This window comes from Paraflavitalea speifideaquila, assembly GCF_032395985.1.
GTDB lineage: Bacteria > Bacteroidota > Bacteroidia > Chitinophagales > Chitinophagaceae > Paraflavitalea > Paraflavitalea speifideaquila.
Genome location: NZ_CP135920.1, coordinates 3,436,389 through 3,454,012, shown reverse-complemented (window position 1 = coordinate 3,454,012; position 17,624 = coordinate 3,436,389). Strand labels below are relative to the sequence as shown.

The window sequence follows — 17,624 nt, the reverse complement described above, 5'->3', positions numbered from 1 at the left end:
AAAAGGATAGAAAAGGAAGCGTTAACCCAGGTCGGCGATTTTTACCGGCAGCCTGCGAATTCGTTTTCCGGTAGCAGCGAAGAGCGCATTGACCAATGCAGGAGCAATGGGCGGTACGCCTGGTTCACCAGCACCGCCCATTGGCTCTGTACTGGGTACAATGAATACCTCTACAGCGGGCATGTCCTTCATGCGAAGCATACGGTAGTCGTGGAAATTACTTTGTTTCACACGTCCCCGCTCCAGGGTGATCTCTCCATACAGTGCCGCCGTAAGCCCAAATACAATACCGCTTTCCATCTGCGCCCGCACGCCATCAGGATTTACGGCCAACCCGCAATCAATGGCGCAGACAACGCGGTGAATATTAATTTTTCTTTTGTCAAGGGATACCTCCACCACCTGCGCCACATAACTGCCCATAGCTTCATGAACAGCTATTCCCCGGAACCGGCCCGCGGGCAGGGGTTTGCCCCAGGCGGCCTTTTCAGCAGCGAGGTTGAGCGCTGCCAGGTGGCGCCGATGCCCTTTCAATAAAGTACGCCTGTATTCCACCGGATCTTTTGACGCCATGGCAGCCAATTCATCGATCAGTGATTCCATGACGAAACAGCTATGTGTATTTCCCACGGAGCGCCAGGGCAAAACCGGAACACCCACGGTAGTAGTGTGCAACTGTACAGAATGATCGGGAATGGAAGCTAAGTAGGGAGAACCGTTCACCCCATCCACGGAACCATAATCAATTCCATTGTGGATGATGGCCGGGGCCAATGGGGTGTTGGCAAAAGTGATTGCCCTACAATATGATGTTCCCATGCCATGGGAAGCCCGTCGTTTCCTATGCCGGTGATCACCCGGTGCAGGTAAACCGGCCGGTAATATCCTCCCCGGATATCATCTTCCCGTGACCATACCAGTTTGATAAATTGGCCGCTTGCCTTCGCAATGTGTACGGCTTCTACAACCCAGTCTGCATCAAAAGAGGCTTTTCTGCCAAAGCTCCCTCAATAAATGGTGTATGGATAATGACTTGTTCCTCTTTAAGGCCTAACAAGGTAGCTACAATGGATTGATACAAGGAAGGTGATTGATTACCTACCCATAGCTCACAGCCGTTTTCATCAATCTTTACCGTACAGTTCAGCGGTTCCATGGGCGCATGCGCGAGGTAAGGAACAGCAAATTCGGTTTCTACCACTTTAACAGCTTTCTTTAATGCGGCCGTTACATCCCCTTTTGCTGACTGACAGGGCCTTGCGTTTTGGATAACTTGCGATAGGCTTCCAGTTGGGCGTTGCTGTCGATGTTTTCATGGACGCCCAGGTCCCATTCAATTTTCAGTTTATTGCATCCGGATCTGGCCGCCCAATAGTGATCGGCCACCACAGCAACCCCTGTAGGTATCTGCACTACTGCACGCACGCCCTGTACCGCTTTTGCAGCAGCAGCATCGAATGATCTTACCTTGCCACCAAATACGGGCGCATGGGCTACAACGGCAGTCAGCATACCGGGGAACTGAATGTCCATACCATATATAGCCTTTCCTGTTATCTTTTCATGACTGTCCAGGCGTTTATGCGATTTACCGATATGTTTCCATTCCGCCGGCTCACGGAGCTTTACGGAGGGTATGGGTAATTTTGATGCTTCAGTGGCCACCTCTCCATAACTAATGCGTTTGTCGCCTGCTATTACAAAACCATTTTCTGTGTTGCAATCGGCAGGCTGCACTCCAAGCCTTTTGGCAGCGGCGGCTACCAACATTACTCGGGCAGTGGCCCCTACCCTGCGGTAACGGTCAAATTCGGACGAAGTGGAAGTGGAACCTCCAGTGCTTTGCCCCCAAACAGGGTCTCCATATTCCTTACCGGCCGGGCTATGTTCCACCTTAATATGCTTCCAGTCGCAATCCAATTCCTCCGCAACCAACATGGGCAAAGTTGTCCAGACACCCTGGCCCATTTCCACCTTGGTAAGTATAATATGTATATTGTTGTCTTCATCAATACGCAGGAACCCATTGGGAACCATCTCCTTTGGAGCTGATGTTGCCGATAGGAGACGCCTGGCCCGGGCGGGAATAGAAAAGGAGATCAACAGTCCTCCACCGGCCAGTGCACCTGTTTTAAGAAAATCCCTGCGATTTACCCGGTTAGGTTTGTCCATTTTAATGCTTCTATTGTGTGCACAACCGGTCGCCCGGTTATCCTGTTTTAAGCAATAGCCCATCCATTCGTCAAGAATTTATTGCATTACATGTAGCAATAATCTTCCAATCCTACGCTTTGTGTAAGTTTAAACATAATTATCATTATGGAACTGTTAACCTACATCATAGCGGCTTTTGTCTTGATGACCGGCAAGGCTGCCGCTGCCGACCCTGGCCCGCGTAAACCCTTACGAAAGGTATTCAGTGGCTCTACTCCCTGTCGCTCTTTCAGAAACACCTACTAATTTTTATATTATGTCATTGCTATTATCTGCCCTGATCGTTTTTCCCTGTATAGCTGTACGGCCGGTGTACAGGAAACCAATGGTCAACTGAAGGAAGTATTTGTGGGCACCACCCCCTGTGGTCAGCATATAAGACCGATACATCATATTGCTGCCAATACCGATTGCGCCCTGGTAGAATGGGAGCTCACCTTGCTGCGTGACCCCAATACCAAAAAGCCAACCACCTTCCGGATTAGCGGCAACAGTTCCTATATCCTGCCGGATAACAACTATTCAAAGCCGGGCACTAAAAATGAGGCATCCGGCAAGTGGAGCATCCGGGAGGGAACAGGTTCTTTAGCCGGTTCTGTGATCTATCAACTGGATGCCGGTAGCCCCAATAAAATCCTGCGTTTTGTAAAACTGAGTGACGATCTGCTCCATTTGCTGGATCAACAGGGACACGCTATGCGGGGTGACCCTTTTCAAAGCTATACCCTTAACCGGATTGCCCAATAACAGTACTATGAAAAAGATACTATTTGTCCTTCTCCTGATTTCAAGTATGCTTGTCGTACAGGCGCAGATATTGCAGGACACCATCCCGCCTGGATCGGTTACACTGGCTTATTATGAAGGCAGAACTCCCTGCCAGGAAATAATGGCTGTATTGGAGATGACCGGTTCCGAAGCATGTATCAAACGTAAGATAGCTTTGACCTTGTATGCAGACGCCGTTACCGGCCATCCTACCCAGTATAAGATCTGGGGCATGGGCATGCGTACCGGCACAGGCAGTTGGTCTATTGAGAAAGGTACACCTACCCATCCACAGGCAGTAGTGTACCGGCTCAATATGGGGCCAGTGAGCCTATTGCTGATGAAAGCAGATGAGGTATTGTTTGTGCTGGATAAACAGAAAAACTTTTTGGTGGGCAACGCCCATTGGAGCTATACCCTCAACCGGGTGATGGATAAACAATCCTGGCAACGCTGGCGCGAGCTGGTACACCAGGGATTGCCCTTTTAATGCCTTCAGTAAGCTAAACGGCTGCTGGTCTTAAAATGCACTTAAAGGTATCAACTGTTGTGTGTTAAAATAAAGCTGGCTGTATATTGTGCAGGAATTAACCCTGATTCTTGTATATGAGAAATATTGTATCCGTATCATGCTGCATCTTTTTGGCCCTCACGCTAACTGCTCAACAGCCTACCCTTGTATTCAAAGTAATGCAAGGTGAACAAAAACCGGCAGGCATTATTAAACCACTCGAAGGCAGGTATATAATAGGTTTTCCCTCTTCAGGGTATTTGCCAATAACGGGAACTGGAGCAGTTCCTGTAATAAATGAAAAGACCATTTCTTTTGGAGCGGATCACAAAAGAAATGGTCTCTATCCCCTGTTCCCACTGCCTAAGCGAAAGAAACCCTACCTTTTTAGCAGCATCTTTAATCTTGCATTTTTTTCCTTTAATAGCGCTGGTGAAGTAGCTGCACCCAGTGAGAAACTGAAATCGGATGCATAGGTAGCCGAACCTGCAATCGTAGCATTTTTATGACAGGTAAAGCAGGTGGTCCTTTGTGCATAGGTTTCCAGCGTGGTATTGGCTACCGTAGTGCTGGGCAAACTAAGGTAGTCGGTGTACAATGGCCTATACAAGCTGGTTTGGTTATTGGGGCTCGATTGTGACCATATTACATTTACCAGTGAGTAATACTGCCAAACCGATCCGGGAAAATTGGTTTTAATATAATTCTGAATGGTATTGTTGATAGCAGTAGCATTGGGATCGAGGTAATTGATCCGGGTTACCTGTATAGGCTTCGGTCCCGGACCTCCTGGTTTTAGATAATAACTGGGGGTTGATTGTTTGGGCAACTGGCACATGCAGGATCATTGAAATTATAGGTACAGGTATCGCAGGGAGCCGCCTGCGGATTGGGCACATTGTCTACCTGCTCAAACGTAGCCCATACCCAGCTTTGCTGCGACTGGGTTTTGTGCAGGATGTGCAATCCTACCAGGGCCAGGATGGTTTGCCGGTACTTACCGGTATTCATATCCTGTACAATGGCTTTGGTCAGCTTATACCTTGCCCATTTGGGATTTTTGATATCATTTACTTCCATCCAGGCCGCTTTCAATTCCTGCGCGCCTACCGTATCGGTATTGGCAATACCAAAAGGCAGGTTGATGCGGGTGCCCTTTTGTACATAGGCCAGCTGGTTATTGGCATTGTAAAATTTATGCTGTACCACATAATTGTACAAGTCGCGGTTAAGCCGTATTTCATACCATACATTGGTACTATTCTGGGCTCCCAGCCAACTGGGTGCATTGCCCGGGGCAGGTTGCCCGGCATTGTTACTGTCGATGATGGTGGAATCAAATCCCCGGCTCAGGAACTCATCAGAGAATTTACTATCGGCATGCAATACTTTCAGGTTGGTAAAAGTATTCCTGCCATTGAGCAGTACCCGTTTTTGGCCGATGTGAGGATATTCCAGGAAGGTGGGGCCGAACCACCGGGCGGGAACAATTGTTCTTCGGTGATATAGGTTTCCCATACAACAGGGTTCAGGGTATCGTAAGGCTTACCAAAATAACTTTCGCCGGCCGTACTCCAGTTGAGCGATACAAAGTCCCACCAGGCCAGGCTGTTGATATCGATCTGGTTATTGGCCACGGGCACATAACGCCCGCCAACATCCCGTGGCATCAGACCGGTAAATGGTACGGTATCCGTACCAGAAGTGATACAATATTTGATGGCAGGAGATGATGGTTGTTGTATGCTTGTTAAGGAGACCTGTTGCCATTTCCCGATGCCCAATGAGCCCAGGTATACCAGGAGTAAGAGGCTGGTAATGATCAATAGCAACCGGGTCTTCCCCGCCCCTCCGCTTGCGCGGAAGGGGACGCAGAGGAGAACCATATTTCATGTGAAGATGTTTTAAATGAACAAATGGGTTATTTGATACGCAGGAGGGCAGGCATGAATGGCCCTGCTCCTGTTTCACCTGCATCTGTGACGCGTACGCCTTTCAAACCAAGGGGCGTGGCCGGGTCAATTTTAACGGTGAGCTCAACAGCCAATGCCTGTCCCGGATAACTGTTGCCCGGTACTGCATAGGTGATGGGGCCCGATACGGAGGTGACCACGGCAGTGACATTCGGGTCATCGAAGGTAACCGTGGGGTAAGTACTGGGGTCGCCTGGCTTTACCGCATCAAACGATACAGGATAATAGGTGAGCACCATATCCCCCCGGCTAATGGACCCGACACGGCTTTTCGTGATAATACCGGCGGCACAAAAGTGCTATTGCTCAGCAGGCTCATGGAAAAATTAACCGGGTTGGCGATGGGCGTGTTCAGCATGGCCTCAAATATATCGCGCTGGAATAACTGGAAGGGTTGTGCGTGCAGGCTTGGCGAACCGTCGGGTATGGAAGCAGAGCAGGCTAAGGCTGTTTGCTTGCTGGTAGCATAATAGGATGCCAGGATGGCCATGGTCATTTTCTGGGCAACCTGTCCGGCCCATACCAGGGGACCTGAATTGGACACCTGCATCTGACTCAGAGCCGGACTGCCAGCGGGGGCTTCTACAGTGAGGTGCAGGTTCAGGTAGTAGGTTGTTTCCTGGCCTGTAGGATCTTTCACCACTACCGGTTCACCACCACGGGTTACTTTAAAATAAGGGGTGATATCATTCACGCCATCAATATAAAACTCGGCATTGAGGTTAGCAGGCAATTGTATGTAGAGACCCGGCGGATTGAAGAGGGTCACCGCATTACCCGCCGCTGCCAATGAATTGATACCCGATCCGATATTGGGATCACTGTGGCGGCCATACTGACCATATTGGGCGCTGCACAGCAGGGTTTGTATATTGTTGTTGCCCGATACGGGAAGGCGTGGAACAGTTGAAAAAGCACCCAGGCCAATTTCTGTTTGCAAACTATTGGGTGTGCTGGTCAGGTGCATGGCCCCTCCCCGGTAGCCGTAGTAACGGTACCGGTATTCCATTTATTGAGTGGATTGTATGCCGGCCGGCCGGTACCGGGATCGTTTACAACATTGCCTTGATAAGTAAGTTGCAGGTCTTCCATTTTGATATTGGGATTGCCCAGCGTTTGTTTATAGATCGCCAGTACTTTATCCGGACTTACCATCCACAACGTATTCCAATATTCCGGGTTTTCGCAGGTAAAGTCAATACGGGTAATTTCTTTATTGGCATTGCGGGTTACCGACCACTCGCAATATTCATCCTGCCATCCACGTGGTCCATAAGGGCCGTATGGGATCATATTGGAAGGATTGCCCGAGCAACCGCAAGGGCCATCAGGAGGAAAAGCCTGAGGCTGGAAAGCAGTGCAGGGCACTTGCGTGATCTCCGGGAAGGTCACTTTATTACCCTTGCCGGTATAATAACCCGTATCGCCCAACTCCAGCATTTGCTCTGAACTCAATGGTGTAGTGGAGTTGGGACCATAATAAGTAGTAAACCTGCCGGGGAAAGGGATCCAGGGGATACCAGCCCCATATACCGGGGCATTGGGGGTAGTATTGGCCGGATTGTAATAGTTGGGGTGGGCGGCATATTGATCATGTTCCAGGTGCTGCCAATAATGGCCTGGTTGGTGAATCCCGTCAGGTTTTGATTCCATAGGTCCAGCAATTCCTGGTGTAATATAGGATCACCAGGGAAATCGTCGATATTGCCGGGAGGCAAAAACTGAATGCTGCAGCATTAGAAGCAACGGTTTTGCCGTCCTTCTCTTTGGTAAGAGTAGTCATACAATACAATTGAATTGGTTTACAAATAAAAATACCAGGTTGAAAGGATAGGCCAGCAGTTCATAGCAGTGTGCAGCTAATCAGAGAGGAAGTAAAAAATAAGCTATCGGAATAGCGTAGGTCAGAATGTTGAGGATGTGAAATTAAACGCTTTGCCGAATATAAAAAATAGTAATACTACGTTTATGCATAAAGTGGATAATTTAGATGCCCTGACTATACAAAAGACAACTTTTGTGTCATAACAAGCGGACCGGGTACGGGTAAGACCAGTTTGCTGGATACCCTGCATCATCACAGCAACTTCACCACATGCTTATAGGTTTTGCCGAGTGGCAATTCTTTTCCATTCTTTAAACGGATATTATTGCCCTCAAAATAGTGCACATACTGCTTATTAAGGATATACGATTTGTGAATACGCACTAGTGTGGACCTCTACCCTGCCGAAGGAAGATATACCGTACAGGGTCACTACCGGTTGCGCAATGAATCGGCTCAACCCATTACCACCATCTGGCTGGGTGTAGACCCCGAAATAACAAAGCCACAACAACCCAACTGATCCAGCAGTTGAAAGCCGTGGCTACTCCCACGCAGGCCAAACTGGTGGATGAATATTTTCAGCAAGTCATTGAGTACAACAACAGCGTGCAGGTGATCCGCTGCGATTCGTTGTCCAATGGTCAATTCAAATTACAACTTGAAGTACATATTGGAAAAGTAGATCAATCTGGAGGTAAAACCCGCCCGCTAATGCCGGATGATGTAATAAGCATAGGCGTATATGATACGCCGGCCAGTCAATGGAACAAGCGTACCCAACCCTTGTACCTGGCTCCCCATCATTTTACAAAAGAAAGCACCTTGCTCACCCTGGTGGTCAATAAAAAACCTGCGGTGGTGTCCCTTGACCCAATGGGTTATTTGTTGGATGCCGATCAGGAGGACAATGTAGCGGCAGTTAAATAATGTCTGATTGAGTTTACCGCCCCCTTAAAGGTGGGCCTCCCTGCCGCGCTGCTTTGCCGGGCTGCAGGGAGACTCACCTTAACTCCCGCACTCGCTCGCCTCTGGCGAGTGAGGCTATTTTGTAGCCTCCGGCTACAGACCCAGGCGTTGGGCTAAAGGAGCTTGTTGAAACCGCCTTCAACAGGCGCTGACTGACAGCAGACAGGCAATATTACACCCTAATTCAACGACATTGAATTTCATCTATACAATCAACATTAAACTCCGGGCTGGTAGTCCGGAGTTTTTAAACCCCTGCATTTACCTGCCGGGCCTTATCTTTAGTCCCTTTTACTGCCCGGCAAAAATAATAACCCGGCCAGGCATCATTACTAACTTTTCATCAGCGATTCGGACCCATGACCATGATCAATTTGCAGCCAGCCACCCCGGACCTACTAAAGACCAAACAGCATTTTGAAATACTCGACGGCATGCGGGGCATCGCCGCCCTGGCCATCGTGATCTTTCATTTTATGGAAGTAGTATATCCCCCTGATCAAAACTTTATTGGTCATGGATTTCTGGCGGTTGACTTTTCTTTTGCTTATCGGGATTTGTCATTGGTTATGCGTATGATGACCGCATAGCCCCAATGGGGTTACGGAAATTCTTTACCTCCAGGCTCATACGTTTACAACCACTGGTGATCATGGGTACTATATTGGGCCTGGCAGGGTTTCTTTTTGACCCTTTTGCCAGTCAGCCACCAACCCAGGGAGCCGGTCAGATCATCCTGCTCACCCTTACTTCCCTGTTAATGATCCCCTTCCCCATCCTGGCCGAACGGTATTTTAACTTATTCAACTTAAATGCCCCTGCCTGGTCTTTGTTTTGGGAATATGTGGCCAATATTATTTATGCCCTGGTACTACACAAGATCAGCCGCCGCCTCCTTATTGTACTAACCCTGGTGGCTGCTATGGTGCTGGGTATGGTAAGTTACCGCGCGGGCAACTTATTGGGCGGATGGAGTAAGGACAATTTTGGGATGGCGGCGCCCGTATTGGCTTTTCCTTTTTAGCCGGCCTGCTCATTTACCGTTCCCACTGGATCATTAAAACCAGGATCGGGTTTATTGGTTTGTCGGCCCTGTTGTTCCTGGCTTTTGTCATGCCTGCTACCCCATGGAATTGGCTAACAGAACCGCTGGTGGTCATCTTGTTCTTCCCTTGCTCATCGCCCTGGGTGCTGGAGCAAGCAGTAAGCCCTGGCTTCGGCAACTCTGCCTGTTTGCGGGTAAAATATCCTACCCCTCTACATGACGCATTACGCCTTCATTTGGATATTCGCCAGTTACTACACCAGCCATAAACCGGGTACCGCTCAATTAACAGGGGTTATCATCGGCGGCACCCTGTTGCTGACCGGCTTTGCCTGGCTGGTGATGAAGTGGTATGATACACCGCTGCGGCAGTATTTAAGCGCCAGGAGAAAGCGCGGATAATTAGGCCGTTCTGTCTGTACCACGGAAACGGTTGCCCGTCTATTTTACCGCTAGGGATTGGCCTTCGTCAATATCTTCATGGCTCACCTATTCCAGCCATGAAAAACACCTTATTACACAAAAGTGTTCTGGTGATGTTGGTCTTGACATCACTCATTACCCTGGTTAGTTTTAGCTTTAAGCAAAAGACACAAGATCCCCAAGTGCCCTACCCTGAAGGGTACCGGATGTGGACCCACGTAAAAACCGGCCTCGTGGGCCCCTCCAATCCAGGTTTCCGCTTCAATGGCGGCTTTCACCACATTTATGCCAATGCCTTAGCCATGCAGGGCTATACTACCGGGCATTTTCCCAATGGCTCCATATTGGTATTTGATGTAATAGACATGAAAGAGGAAAATGGCAATACCCTGGAAGCTGGCAGAAACCATGTAGATGTGATGGTAAAAGACAGCCTCAAATATGCCAGCACCGGAGGATGGGGTTATGAAGAATTTAAAGGCGATAGCCATACGCAAAGACTCTTAACCACGGCAGCCAAAAACCAATGTTATACCTGTCATACCCAACAAGCCGGTTTTGTATTCAGCGTGTTGAGGAACTAACTAAGGAATGCCTGTATTACGATAACCAGTAGCAATGACTGAAAGCGTTATTGTCCACAATAAACACTTACCGCTTCGTTCGACTGTTGTATTTCCACATCAGTAGCAGCCAATGTTTTCGCTTTGATAAAGAAGGGACAAGCTGAATCTTGTTCGCCTTTTTTCACCAGTATGGCGCCTTGCCAAAGCAGGCAACTGGCGTTCTTATAATTGCTGACAAGCAGCGTCTGAAAGTCTGCATACGCGCTTTCCAGACTGTCCACATAAAATTTAACCTGCGCCCGTTGAAAAAAAGCCTCATTAAAGTTGACCTGCATTTTTGATCCCTCACCACCATAGCGGGTATCCTGGGTTTTAAGCGCCATCACCCGGTCATAATCTGCCAGCGCCTGACCATATTTCCTGGTTGCCTGGTAAGCCAGGCCCCTTTCGTACCAGGCCAACTGTATTTGGTCATTGCTTTTAATTACCACCGTATAGATATCAATGGCTTGATCAAACTTCCCTGCCTGGCTAAGCAGGTTGGCTTTGTACAATAATTGCTCATTGGTTGACTGGCAGGAGCTCAAAAGAAGACCAGTAAGACGAATAAAACAGTTTGTTGGGTACCCATGGATAATAGCTGTTGGGCTGAAATATACACCAAAAACAAGATTCACCAAGCCAGCCCAGGTTCCGTGTAGATGTCGTTGAATTAAGCCAATCAGTCGGTTTTACGGTTTATACCATGTTCCCCACATGGAGTTGAGATTAAAATTGAGTTTTTTGAGCCAATTTCCTGAAAAGTTCCTTCTTATAGTAGAAACCTTGTGTTACAGGCTCCTCTTTAGATCCCCCTACTAGATATGTCAACGTAAGCTGGGTTTTACCTGCATAAATAATCACCATCATAGAATAAGTATACCCTCCTCCATGTTTCCCTTTAATTATAATCTCCTGTGCTGGGTAGCCATTTATTGTTAAAACTTGAGATGAAATATATCTGCCTAAATGCTTGACACTCTCTGTTAATAATTGAGCAGAATTGGGCTTAGTCAAATCTTTAAGGAATGGCGTTTTTTTGATTTTTCTATATCTACAATAAGGGAAATGAATGTATTATATTCTTGAAATACAAACTGTTTTTTTATTGTAGGAGTATGTTTATTGAATCGATATAAGGTTGCCACCTACAAGGGTAATATATTTCAATTAAGGAATCCGGACTTAGTTCTTGAGAATAAAGACAAATTTTGGATGCTTCATCTTGTTCCTTTTGGTTTCTTCTGCTGCTTGCTCTAAATGTTGTTGCAGTACTATCAAACTATTATCATTCTTAGGCTTAGGAAGGCTTGTTCTAAAATATCCAATAATAAGAACTACAAGTAATGCGCCACCTAAAATTCTTAATAAATTCATGAAAAGAGGTTAATGTCATTGCCCCTTATGACATGCAAAAATTAAAAAGCGTGGGACTATAGAATCCACCGCTTTCCTGGCACGACCAAGCGCCATGTATACGAGCTGACGTAAGCCCACGCCTTAGGCGTGACGCTTCGCTGATCCCCGTATACTTTGTAAAAATTGGTCGTTTCGAAAGCTGGGAGAGCTAACGCAATTATTTTATATCCAGACAAAGATTGTTAAAAATCCCGATCTAATTAATTAAACAAATAGAATGTTTGTTTTATTGAATTAAATAAAATAGGTTTGTATCATCATGCAAAAGCATCCTTTTCTCAATACAGAAAAACTATAGAGGCCATAGATGAGCAAATAACTCACTATCAATCAATGATAGATCGCCTGATAGCTACTAAGGCTATGCTGATAGATGAGCCAAAGGGTGATGTTTATTTGTTTCATGAAAATACAAAGCTAACCAAGGATATTATCAGAGCCTTCATGAAACAAGCTCGTAGGCCAATGAGAACGGTAGAAGTTATAGATGCTCTTTATCCCAGGGCGACGGAAGAAATGAAAAATAAGGCCATTAAAACGCTTTCAGTGATATTCAATACGCTGGAGAAGGACAAGCAAATCAAAGTTGAAAAGCAAGAAGGAGTGAAGGGTAACTTTTACTCTTGGATAGGATAAAAATAAAAAAAGCTCCCTGTTTTCGACGACGCGGGAGCTTCTTTTAAGACTTCAAAAAAATAGGGGGTATCAGGTTGAGCGGTGGCCTTTGGACAGTTCGCCGCATGGGTTCAAGCCCCATTACCTCCACTTTTCTATTGTAAAGTTACGGTAGAAAGGGCTTAAATCCAATAAAAAGTATTGCCAGATGAACCGTAGCCAGCAGACCGGGGATTTCCGGGTGCAGTATCTGCAAATATTGCTGATACTATTGAGAGCGAATCATTTATAAGGCGTTTTTCAACAGAACAAGCCTTTGTAAGAGAACGGAAACTTAAATTCGTATATCTTGTTGTGATAATTATACAGGGAGTTACAAGGTCAATACAGCGGGAACTGAACACTTTTTACCAGAAGGTAAAGGGAGGGGACTTTGCTATTCAGGAGGTGACCAAGAGCGCCTTCACCCATGCCCGGAAGAAGCTGAAATGGGAAGCCTTTCAGCACCTCAATAAAGTAGGTTGTGATAGCTTCTATCAAGAAGCCCCATATAAGACCTGGAATGGCTTTAGGCTGCTCGCTATTGATGGCAGCACACTTGTATTACCTAACCATCGCTCAATCGAAAAGGAGTTTGGATCAGTAGCAATGGGGCCAAATGGTGATATACCCAAGCCAATAGTCCATATTTCCATGCTGTATGATGTGCTGAACTTTGTTACATTGGATGCACAGATTGACAGGTTTGATGTTCCCGAAAGAGAGTTGGCAAAACGGCACATGGCGGAAATAAAGCCAGGTCAAGACTTGCTTATCATGGACAGGGGTTATAGCGGCTTTCCCTTAGCTTTTGAACTTCAGCAGGAAGGTATTGACTACTGTATCCGTGGTAGGGAAGATTGGTGGCCAGAAGTAAGGGAGATGCTGAAGGATGGAGAATGTGACAAGATAGTCACCATCAAAAAGAATCAGCAATTCGAGATTTTCCCAAAGATGCGACTATTCTATGATGAACTGACTGTTCGGATCGTCGTTGTGACTTTACCAAATGACGGAACCGAGGTTTTAATCACTTCACTGCTGGATCAAGAAAAAGCCCCTTTTGAGGCATTCGTTGACCTCTACAAAATGCGCTGGAACATCGAAGAAGCCTATAAGCTATACAAAACCCGTTTACAACTTGAAGCATGGTCGGGAAAGACAGCGCTGGCGGTAAAGCAGGACTTCTACGCTAAGGTATTCATCATGACCACTACAGCGGTATTAGCCTTCCCACTAGAGGAGCAGCTACGAAAGGAACAGGAGGCCGAGAGGACTACCAAACATGCCTATAAAGTGAATCGTACAAATGCCCTGGCTATCGTGAAGGAATCAGCTCCCAAGATGTTCATACACAAACCTATTGCTGGTGTGCTTTCCGCCTTCGATACAATCCTTAAAAAGACAGTAGAAGTTGTGCGGCCCAATCGCAAGAACCCACGCAAGAAAGGCCCTAAAAAGCCCCCTTCCATGAACTACAAACAGCTATGATCTTTAATAACATCAAAGCACACACCAGTGGGTATTAGATATTTTCAAACACTAAATTGATTTAGCGTTTATCAAAGCAAAATATTATATAGATTAGTGCCCTTTTTTGATTTTATTTTACAGAGGGGTAAATTGCAGGTGCTTAATGCAAGAATCCCACAGGCGCCAACCTGCGGGATTCGAGAAAAACTTAATAGGAGATGGTCAATAACACAGCAAATATATTGCTGGCCCCTATCACCTCCAAATTTTTCTCCTGGCATTTATTGCTTGTGCTGCACTAAGCTTTTTATTGACAATAATCATTTTTTAAAAACTCTAAATCAAAAGTTATGAGCACAGCAAGTATTGTGACTGGTTATTCTTTAACACTTACGGGAAAATCAGGGACTCAATATACTTTTACTCTTTATTCAGGAATGCCAGAATTTAACAGTATAGGGGGCGTATATGTTTTTACCAAAGCAGCTACCGTTGGAGGCTCTCATACAGTAATTTACATAGGCATGACCTCAGATTTAAGTACAAGGTTTGATAACCACCATAAAATGCCTTGTATACAAAAAAATGGTGCAAATTTTTTGGGAGTTTTAACAATAAATGAAGAAAGCAGGAGGAGAAATGCTGAAAATGACCTGTTGGCGGCTTATACGCCAACATGCAACGGATAAAATGATTATGAGAGCATAGGAAGGCTTTTCATTACCTCAAAAGCCTCTTTAAATATATAAGAAGATGGTCGACAAGAACCATCTTCTTGTTCTATACATACAACATAGCAATGATCATCCAGGATGATATGACACCGGCCACCACATTGATCTTCTAAAGTGGCCACCGGATGCATTATTACTGCACTTTCCATGAATATTTCAGGGCTTTTTTTCTATTTGATGATACATATTAAATTGAATAAAACAATTGTGCCAGCCCATAACCGGGGTGGTTTTTACTTTGTTACACCCCCTTAATTCAACAACATTGGGTTCCGTGTAGATGGCTTGAATGTTCGGGATAGATGGCCGTATCTTAGGGTCATCCTAGGGTATTCTTAGGGTATTTTTAGGCTATTTACCCAAGGATGACCCTAAGGAAAACCAAAGATAACCTTACAAATAACCTATTTTACGACTACCTATATCGAACAAATACCGATATTTGTGGGGGTAATAACTCCTTCCCTGAAGCGCTAAACACTAAAAATTAAGTTTATGGCTACCAGTGAAAACCTCTTATTAAAAAAGCTATCCGGTCACCTCGGCAAGCAGATCGTCATTAAGCAATACGGCGAAAAACAGTTGTCAGCGCCTACCCGGATATGAGCAAGCGTAAGCTCAGTGCTAAGCAAAAGCAAAACAATATCTTAATGAAAGTGGCCAATTACAAGGCCAAAGCGGTATTGGCTGATGAGCAATTGAGGGATGCCGCCCAGGTGCGGTTGAACGTAACCCGGAATAAATTGTATACTGCTCTGATAAAAGAGTATTTTCGGAATGCCAAGGCTGGCGAACTGGAATAACCGCACAAAGCAGCCTCACCATTTTTAAGTAAGATGCATATTGAAACACACCAGGTAAGCGATATAAAGATTGCTGAAATAACAGCCACCGGCATAGTGATCAATACCGCTGCAGATGGCCTTGATCTGTTGGGCAATTTATATTACCAGGAGGTTGACCGGATCATCTTGCATGAGCAAAACATAACCAAAACAACACTTCTCATGAGCAACTCCATTTACTATTTTGTCATTCACCCAAATTGTGCACCATGACGAAAACAAGACCCATACATCCCGGCTTCCTGGCACTGCTGGAACTAAAGGAGAAAGCCGTCATTAGCCTTTTTAAGGACTTACGGGCGTATATACTGGAGTTATATCCCGACAGCAATGAGCTGGTGTATCATACACATGCCTTGACAGCCGTTTTCTCCATTTCGGATAAACTAAGCGATGCCTTTTGCATGTTGCCCATCTATAGCAATCACCTGAACCTGGGTTTTAACAAAGGCACACTGCTGAAAGACCCGCATAAACTACTTACCGGAACAGGCAACCTCATCCGCCATATTCCGGTAAACCAACCCTCGGACTATCGCAATGATAAAGTAAAGCAGTTGATCAAAACGGCCATCGACTTTGCCATTAAGGACATGGACAAACCCACCAGGTCCATTGGCAAAACGATATCTAAGATCAAAGTTTGATTATAGAGGAGCTAGTTACTATTCCCCCCTGTACGTCGATAAACCATCATGCACCCTAACCGCCGATACTGGTACGCTATATTCTCTATTATTTTCGCCAGTGCTTTCGTGGGCATGTTGATCCGCCTGGCAGATTACCTGCAGCCCCCTCCTGGATTGATACCATTACCGGGCTCTACCAGGAATGCTTTTTGTTCACTATCCTTGGAGGAATAGGGCTCATACTTTATAGAAGCTTGAAAGAAAGGCGGTACAGGTATAGTTTTATCTACAATTTCGCTGGCACCATCAACCTACTTATTGGCTCAATGGGACTGATCTATGAAGCAACCGGAACGAAAGCTTATGTCATGTCGGCTTGCTTTGCAGTAGGTATTTATATTTACTATGATATTTATTGGGCCAAAAACAGGCAATTTTAGTCTGTGAAAAGTTCCAGACCGGGTGGCCTGGAACTTATAGATAAACAAATATTAAGCTGCCAGTAATTCATCGAGGTTGCCCAATGCCATCGAAAAGCCTTGCTCAAAGCCCATTTCCACAATCCTTTCCAGATCGGCCACACTGGCAAAATTGAGCTCAACCGTTACCGTAGTGCCTGCTTCTGCTGCAGCAAAGTTTACATGCCATTGCATGATAGGAAATGCCGTATTGGTATTGCCTTTTCATCAGTAAATGAATCCTGGCTGCTGAAGCTTTTATGGGTAACTATCTTTTGAAAATCAACCCGGCACCAATGTATTGAACCATCAGGTCCTTCCATATTATAATGCCAGGCGCCACCTTCTCTAAAATCCATTGACCTGGTATTGGCCTTCCAGGGCCTGGGAGCCCACCACTGATCCAGCAGCGTGCTGTCCGTCCAGGCTTTCCATACCTGGTCAATCGGTGCATCCAATTCCCGTACTACGATAATTTGTTTTTTTGCCAGGTCTTTAGTGATACCCGGCTGCTTTGTTACAATCATGGTTATTTGGTTTTAACGTTTTTTAATACAGATTCCAATTGATCGAATTTGGTTTCCCAGAGCTGGCGGAACTGCGCCAGCCAGTCAACTATTTCTTTCATTTTCTTTGGATTGAAGTGATAATAAATTTCCCTGCCCGATTGTTCCTGCTTTAAGAGGTTACACTCGGTAAGGACTTTAATGTGTTTTGAAACTGCCTGTCTGCTGGTAACGAAATGTTCGGCCAGTGCATTGGGCGTCATCGCCTGTAATGCAATCAAACTTAGAATAGCCCTACGCGTAGGATCGGCTATAGCCTGGAAAACATCTTTTTCATTGGTATACCTATTGTATATGCAACTTGCTGGTTGCAATATACACGCAACCTACGGGTTGCGCAAATTTATTTTATACAGGGCTCACAGCACCTGTCAATTAAAAAGCGGGCCCGGTATAAAATGGTAGCGCCCTGCCTTTACATCGGGATTAAAACCTACTGTCATCAGGAATTCACCGGTATAGGTCTGAGTACTGTTAATGGATGATTGGGCGCCCGGATAGATGTTCGGCGCA

General features: G+C 45.9%; 33 protein-coding genes. 16 read left to right on the top strand and 17 right to left on the bottom strand.

The window, feature by feature from the left end; genetic code table 11:
• Nucleotides 1-21: 21 nt before the first annotated feature.
• The 3 genes from RS881_RS23600 to RS881_RS23590 all read right to left on the bottom strand — a co-directional run bounded on the left by RS881_RS23600 (nucleotide 22) and on the right by RS881_RS23590 (nucleotide 2,235).
• Nucleotides 22-819 (bottom strand): molybdopterin cofactor-binding domain-containing protein, encoded by a 798-nt coding sequence (locus RS881_RS23600; RefSeq protein WP_315823339.1) that lies wholly within the window; start codon nucleotides 817-819, stop codon nucleotides 22-24.
• Nucleotides 820-961: 142 nt separating this feature from the next.
• Complete coding sequence (locus RS881_RS23595; RefSeq protein WP_315823338.1) at nucleotides 962-1,201, bottom strand: molybdopterin cofactor-binding domain-containing protein; 240 nt, start codon at nucleotides 1,199-1,201, stop codon at nucleotides 962-964.
• 26 nt (nucleotides 1,202-1,227) lie between these two features.
• Complete coding sequence (locus RS881_RS23590; RefSeq protein WP_315823337.1) at nucleotides 1,228-2,235, bottom strand: molybdopterin cofactor-binding domain-containing protein; 1,008 nt, start codon at nucleotides 2,233-2,235, stop codon at nucleotides 1,228-1,230.
• 84 nt (nucleotides 2,236-2,319) lie between these two features.
• Between RS881_RS23590 and RS881_RS23585 the strand changes: the two genes are divergently transcribed.
• From RS881_RS23585 to RS881_RS23575, 3 genes are all read left to right on the top strand, one after another.
• A complete protein-coding gene (locus RS881_RS23585; protein WP_315823336.1) occupies nucleotides 2,320-2,460 on the top strand; it encodes a hypothetical protein in 141 nt (46 codons plus the stop codon).
• A 102-nt stretch (nucleotides 2,461-2,562) separates the two neighbouring features.
• Entirely contained in the window at nucleotides 2,563-2,961 is a 399-nt protein-coding gene (locus RS881_RS23580) for a hypothetical protein (protein ID WP_315823335.1), read from the top strand.
• Between the two features lie 7 nt (nucleotides 2,962-2,968).
• The gene (locus tag RS881_RS23575; protein ID WP_315823334.1) at nucleotides 2,969-3,472 is read left to right on the top strand and encodes a hypothetical protein; all 504 of its coding nucleotides are present in this window, start codon (nucleotides 2,969-2,971) and stop codon (nucleotides 3,470-3,472) included.
• Between the two features lie 400 nt (nucleotides 3,473-3,872).
• On the opposite strand, the gene RS881_RS23570 is transcribed toward RS881_RS23575, so the two are convergent.
• The 7 genes from RS881_RS23570 to RS881_RS23540 form a co-directional block, all read right to left on the bottom strand.
• Entirely contained in the window at nucleotides 3,873-4,322 is a 450-nt protein-coding gene (locus RS881_RS23570; protein ID WP_315823333.1) for a hypothetical protein, read from the bottom strand.
• The gene (locus RS881_RS23565; RefSeq protein WP_315823332.1) at nucleotides 4,289-4,879 is read right to left on the bottom strand and encodes a hypothetical protein; all 591 of its coding nucleotides are present in this window, start codon (nucleotides 4,877-4,879) and stop codon (nucleotides 4,289-4,291) included. The genes RS881_RS23570 and RS881_RS23565 overlap by 34 nt, the downstream gene beginning before the upstream one ends.
• 5 nt (nucleotides 4,880-4,884) lie before the next feature.
• The gene (locus RS881_RS23560; protein ID WP_315823331.1) at nucleotides 4,885-5,379 is read right to left on the bottom strand and encodes a hypothetical protein; all 495 of its coding nucleotides are present in this window, start codon (nucleotides 5,377-5,379) and stop codon (nucleotides 4,885-4,887) included.
• Between the two features lie 35 nt (nucleotides 5,380-5,414).
• Nucleotides 5,415-5,705 carry a hypothetical protein gene (locus tag RS881_RS23555; protein WP_315823330.1) on the bottom strand — a complete coding sequence of 97 codons (291 nt, stop codon included), beginning with the start codon at nucleotides 5,703-5,705 and terminating at the stop codon, nucleotides 5,415-5,417.
• Nucleotides 5,666-6,475 carry a DUF8225 domain-containing protein gene (locus RS881_RS23550; RefSeq protein WP_315823329.1) on the bottom strand — a complete coding sequence of 270 codons (810 nt, stop codon included), beginning with the start codon at nucleotides 6,473-6,475 and terminating at the stop codon, nucleotides 5,666-5,668. Before RS881_RS23550 ends, RS881_RS23555 begins: the two co-directional genes overlap by 40 nt.
• Nucleotides 6,424-7,119, bottom strand: coding sequence for a DUF8225 domain-containing protein (locus RS881_RS23545; RefSeq protein ID WP_315823328.1), 696 nt, complete (start codon nucleotides 7,117-7,119; stop codon nucleotides 6,424-6,426). Before RS881_RS23545 ends, RS881_RS23550 begins: the two co-directional genes overlap by 52 nt.
• A 424-nt stretch (nucleotides 7,120-7,543) precedes the next feature.
• A complete protein-coding gene (locus tag RS881_RS23540) occupies nucleotides 7,544-7,636 on the bottom strand; it encodes a hypothetical protein (protein ID WP_315823327.1) in 93 nt (30 codons plus the stop codon).
• A gap of 43 nt (nucleotides 7,637-7,679) precedes the next feature.
• On the opposite strand from RS881_RS23540, the gene RS881_RS23535 reads away from it, so the two are divergent.
• From RS881_RS23535 to RS881_RS23520, 4 genes are all read left to right on the top strand, one after another.
• Nucleotides 7,680-7,814, top strand: a complete 135-nt coding sequence (locus tag RS881_RS23535; protein WP_315823326.1) for a hypothetical protein — start codon at nucleotides 7,680-7,682, stop codon at nucleotides 7,812-7,814.
• A gap of 8 nt (nucleotides 7,815-7,822) precedes the next feature.
• Nucleotides 7,823-8,221, top strand: coding sequence for a hypothetical protein (locus RS881_RS23530; protein WP_315823325.1), 399 nt, complete (start codon nucleotides 7,823-7,825; stop codon nucleotides 8,219-8,221).
• A 398-nt stretch (nucleotides 8,222-8,619) separates the two neighbouring features.
• Nucleotides 8,620-8,850: a hypothetical protein gene (locus tag RS881_RS23525; protein ID WP_315823324.1), complete on the top strand. Its 231-nt coding sequence runs from the start codon at nucleotides 8,620-8,622 to the stop codon at nucleotides 8,848-8,850.
• 5 nt (nucleotides 8,851-8,855) lie between these two features.
• A complete protein-coding gene (locus RS881_RS23520) occupies nucleotides 8,856-9,284 on the top strand; it encodes a hypothetical protein (protein ID WP_315823323.1) in 429 nt (142 codons plus the stop codon).
• Between the two features lie 13 nt (nucleotides 9,285-9,297).
• Here RS881_RS23520 and RS881_RS23515 read toward each other — a convergent pair whose 3' ends face one another.
• On the bottom strand, nucleotides 9,298-9,483 hold the full coding sequence (locus tag RS881_RS23515; RefSeq protein ID WP_315823322.1) for a hypothetical protein: 186 nt from the start codon (nucleotides 9,481-9,483) through the stop codon (nucleotides 9,298-9,300).
• A gap of 38 nt (nucleotides 9,484-9,521) precedes the next feature.
• On the opposite strand from RS881_RS23515, the gene RS881_RS23510 reads away from it, so the two are divergent.
• Both RS881_RS23510 and RS881_RS23505 read left to right on the top strand, forming a co-directional pair.
• Nucleotides 9,522-9,707 carry a hypothetical protein gene (locus RS881_RS23510; protein ID WP_315823321.1) on the top strand — a complete coding sequence of 62 codons (186 nt, stop codon included), beginning with the start codon at nucleotides 9,522-9,524 and terminating at the stop codon, nucleotides 9,705-9,707.
• Nucleotides 9,708-9,841: 134 nt separating this feature from the next.
• Nucleotides 9,842-10,312: a cytochrome P460 family protein gene (locus tag RS881_RS23505; RefSeq protein WP_315824586.1), complete on the top strand. Its 471-nt coding sequence runs from the start codon at nucleotides 9,842-9,844 to the stop codon at nucleotides 10,310-10,312.
• Nucleotides 10,313-10,359: 47 nt separating this feature from the next.
• On the opposite strand, the gene RS881_RS23500 is transcribed toward RS881_RS23505, so the two are convergent.
• The 3 genes from RS881_RS23500 to RS881_RS23490 all read right to left on the bottom strand — a co-directional run bounded on the left by RS881_RS23500 (nucleotide 10,360) and on the right by RS881_RS23490 (nucleotide 11,710).
• Nucleotides 10,360-10,971, bottom strand: a complete 612-nt coding sequence (locus RS881_RS23500) for a tetratricopeptide repeat protein (protein ID WP_425476390.1) — start codon at nucleotides 10,969-10,971, stop codon at nucleotides 10,360-10,362.
• Between the two features lie 91 nt (nucleotides 10,972-11,062).
• Nucleotides 11,063-11,350 (bottom strand): hypothetical protein, encoded by a 288-nt coding sequence (locus tag RS881_RS23495; protein ID WP_315823319.1) that lies wholly within the window; start codon nucleotides 11,348-11,350, stop codon nucleotides 11,063-11,065.
• A gap of 168 nt (nucleotides 11,351-11,518) precedes the next feature.
• Entirely contained in the window at nucleotides 11,519-11,710 is a 192-nt protein-coding gene (locus RS881_RS23490) for a hypothetical protein (RefSeq protein WP_315823318.1), read from the bottom strand.
• 291 nt (nucleotides 11,711-12,001) lie between these two features.
• Between RS881_RS23490 and RS881_RS23485 the strand changes: the two genes are divergently transcribed.
• The 7 genes from RS881_RS23485 (at nucleotide 12,002) to RS881_RS23455 (ending at nucleotide 16,527) form a co-directional block, all read left to right on the top strand.
• On the top strand, nucleotides 12,002-12,388 hold the full coding sequence (locus RS881_RS23485) for a hypothetical protein (RefSeq protein WP_315823317.1): 387 nt from the start codon (nucleotides 12,002-12,004) through the stop codon (nucleotides 12,386-12,388).
• A gap of 237 nt (nucleotides 12,389-12,625) precedes the next feature.
• Nucleotides 12,626-13,897 carry an IS4 family transposase gene (locus tag RS881_RS23480; RefSeq protein WP_315824585.1) on the top strand — a complete coding sequence of 424 codons (1,272 nt, stop codon included), beginning with the start codon at nucleotides 12,626-12,628 and terminating at the stop codon, nucleotides 13,895-13,897.
• Between the two features lie 332 nt (nucleotides 13,898-14,229).
• Entirely contained in the window at nucleotides 14,230-14,568 is a 339-nt protein-coding gene (locus RS881_RS23475; RefSeq protein WP_315823316.1) for a GIY-YIG nuclease family protein, read from the top strand.
• A gap of 647 nt (nucleotides 14,569-15,215) precedes the next feature.
• Entirely contained in the window at nucleotides 15,216-15,416 is a 201-nt protein-coding gene (locus RS881_RS23470; RefSeq protein ID WP_315823315.1) for a hypothetical protein, read from the top strand.
• A 33-nt stretch (nucleotides 15,417-15,449) separates the two neighbouring features.
• On the top strand, nucleotides 15,450-15,671 hold the full coding sequence (locus RS881_RS23465; protein ID WP_315823314.1) for a DUF4180 domain-containing protein: 222 nt from the start codon (nucleotides 15,450-15,452) through the stop codon (nucleotides 15,669-15,671).
• Complete coding sequence (locus RS881_RS23460; protein WP_315823313.1) at nucleotides 15,668-16,105, top strand: DUF1801 domain-containing protein; 438 nt, start codon at nucleotides 15,668-15,670, stop codon at nucleotides 16,103-16,105. Before RS881_RS23465 ends, RS881_RS23460 begins: the two co-directional genes overlap by 4 nt.
• Nucleotides 16,106-16,341: 236 nt before the next feature.
• Nucleotides 16,342-16,527 carry a hypothetical protein gene (locus tag RS881_RS23455; protein ID WP_315823312.1) on the top strand — a complete coding sequence of 62 codons (186 nt, stop codon included), beginning with the start codon at nucleotides 16,342-16,344 and terminating at the stop codon, nucleotides 16,525-16,527.
• A 51-nt stretch (nucleotides 16,528-16,578) separates the two neighbouring features.
• On the opposite strand, the gene RS881_RS23450 is transcribed toward RS881_RS23455, so the two are convergent.
• From RS881_RS23450 to RS881_RS23440, 3 genes are read right to left on the bottom strand one after another with little or no spacing between them, the layout of a single operon-like run.
• A complete protein-coding gene (locus RS881_RS23450) occupies nucleotides 16,579-16,740 on the bottom strand; it encodes an SRPBCC family protein (protein WP_315823311.1) in 162 nt (53 codons plus the stop codon).
• Nucleotides 16,725-17,072, bottom strand: a complete 348-nt coding sequence (locus RS881_RS23445) for an SRPBCC family protein (protein ID WP_315823310.1) — start codon at nucleotides 17,070-17,072, stop codon at nucleotides 16,725-16,727. The genes RS881_RS23450 and RS881_RS23445 overlap by 16 nt, the downstream gene beginning before the upstream one ends.
• A 2-nt stretch (nucleotides 17,073-17,074) precedes the next feature.
• Nucleotides 17,075-17,425 carry an ArsR/SmtB family transcription factor gene (locus tag RS881_RS23440; protein ID WP_315823309.1) on the bottom strand — a complete coding sequence of 117 codons (351 nt, stop codon included), beginning with the start codon at nucleotides 17,423-17,425 and terminating at the stop codon, nucleotides 17,075-17,077.
• Nucleotides 17,426-17,624: the final 199 nt, after the last annotated feature.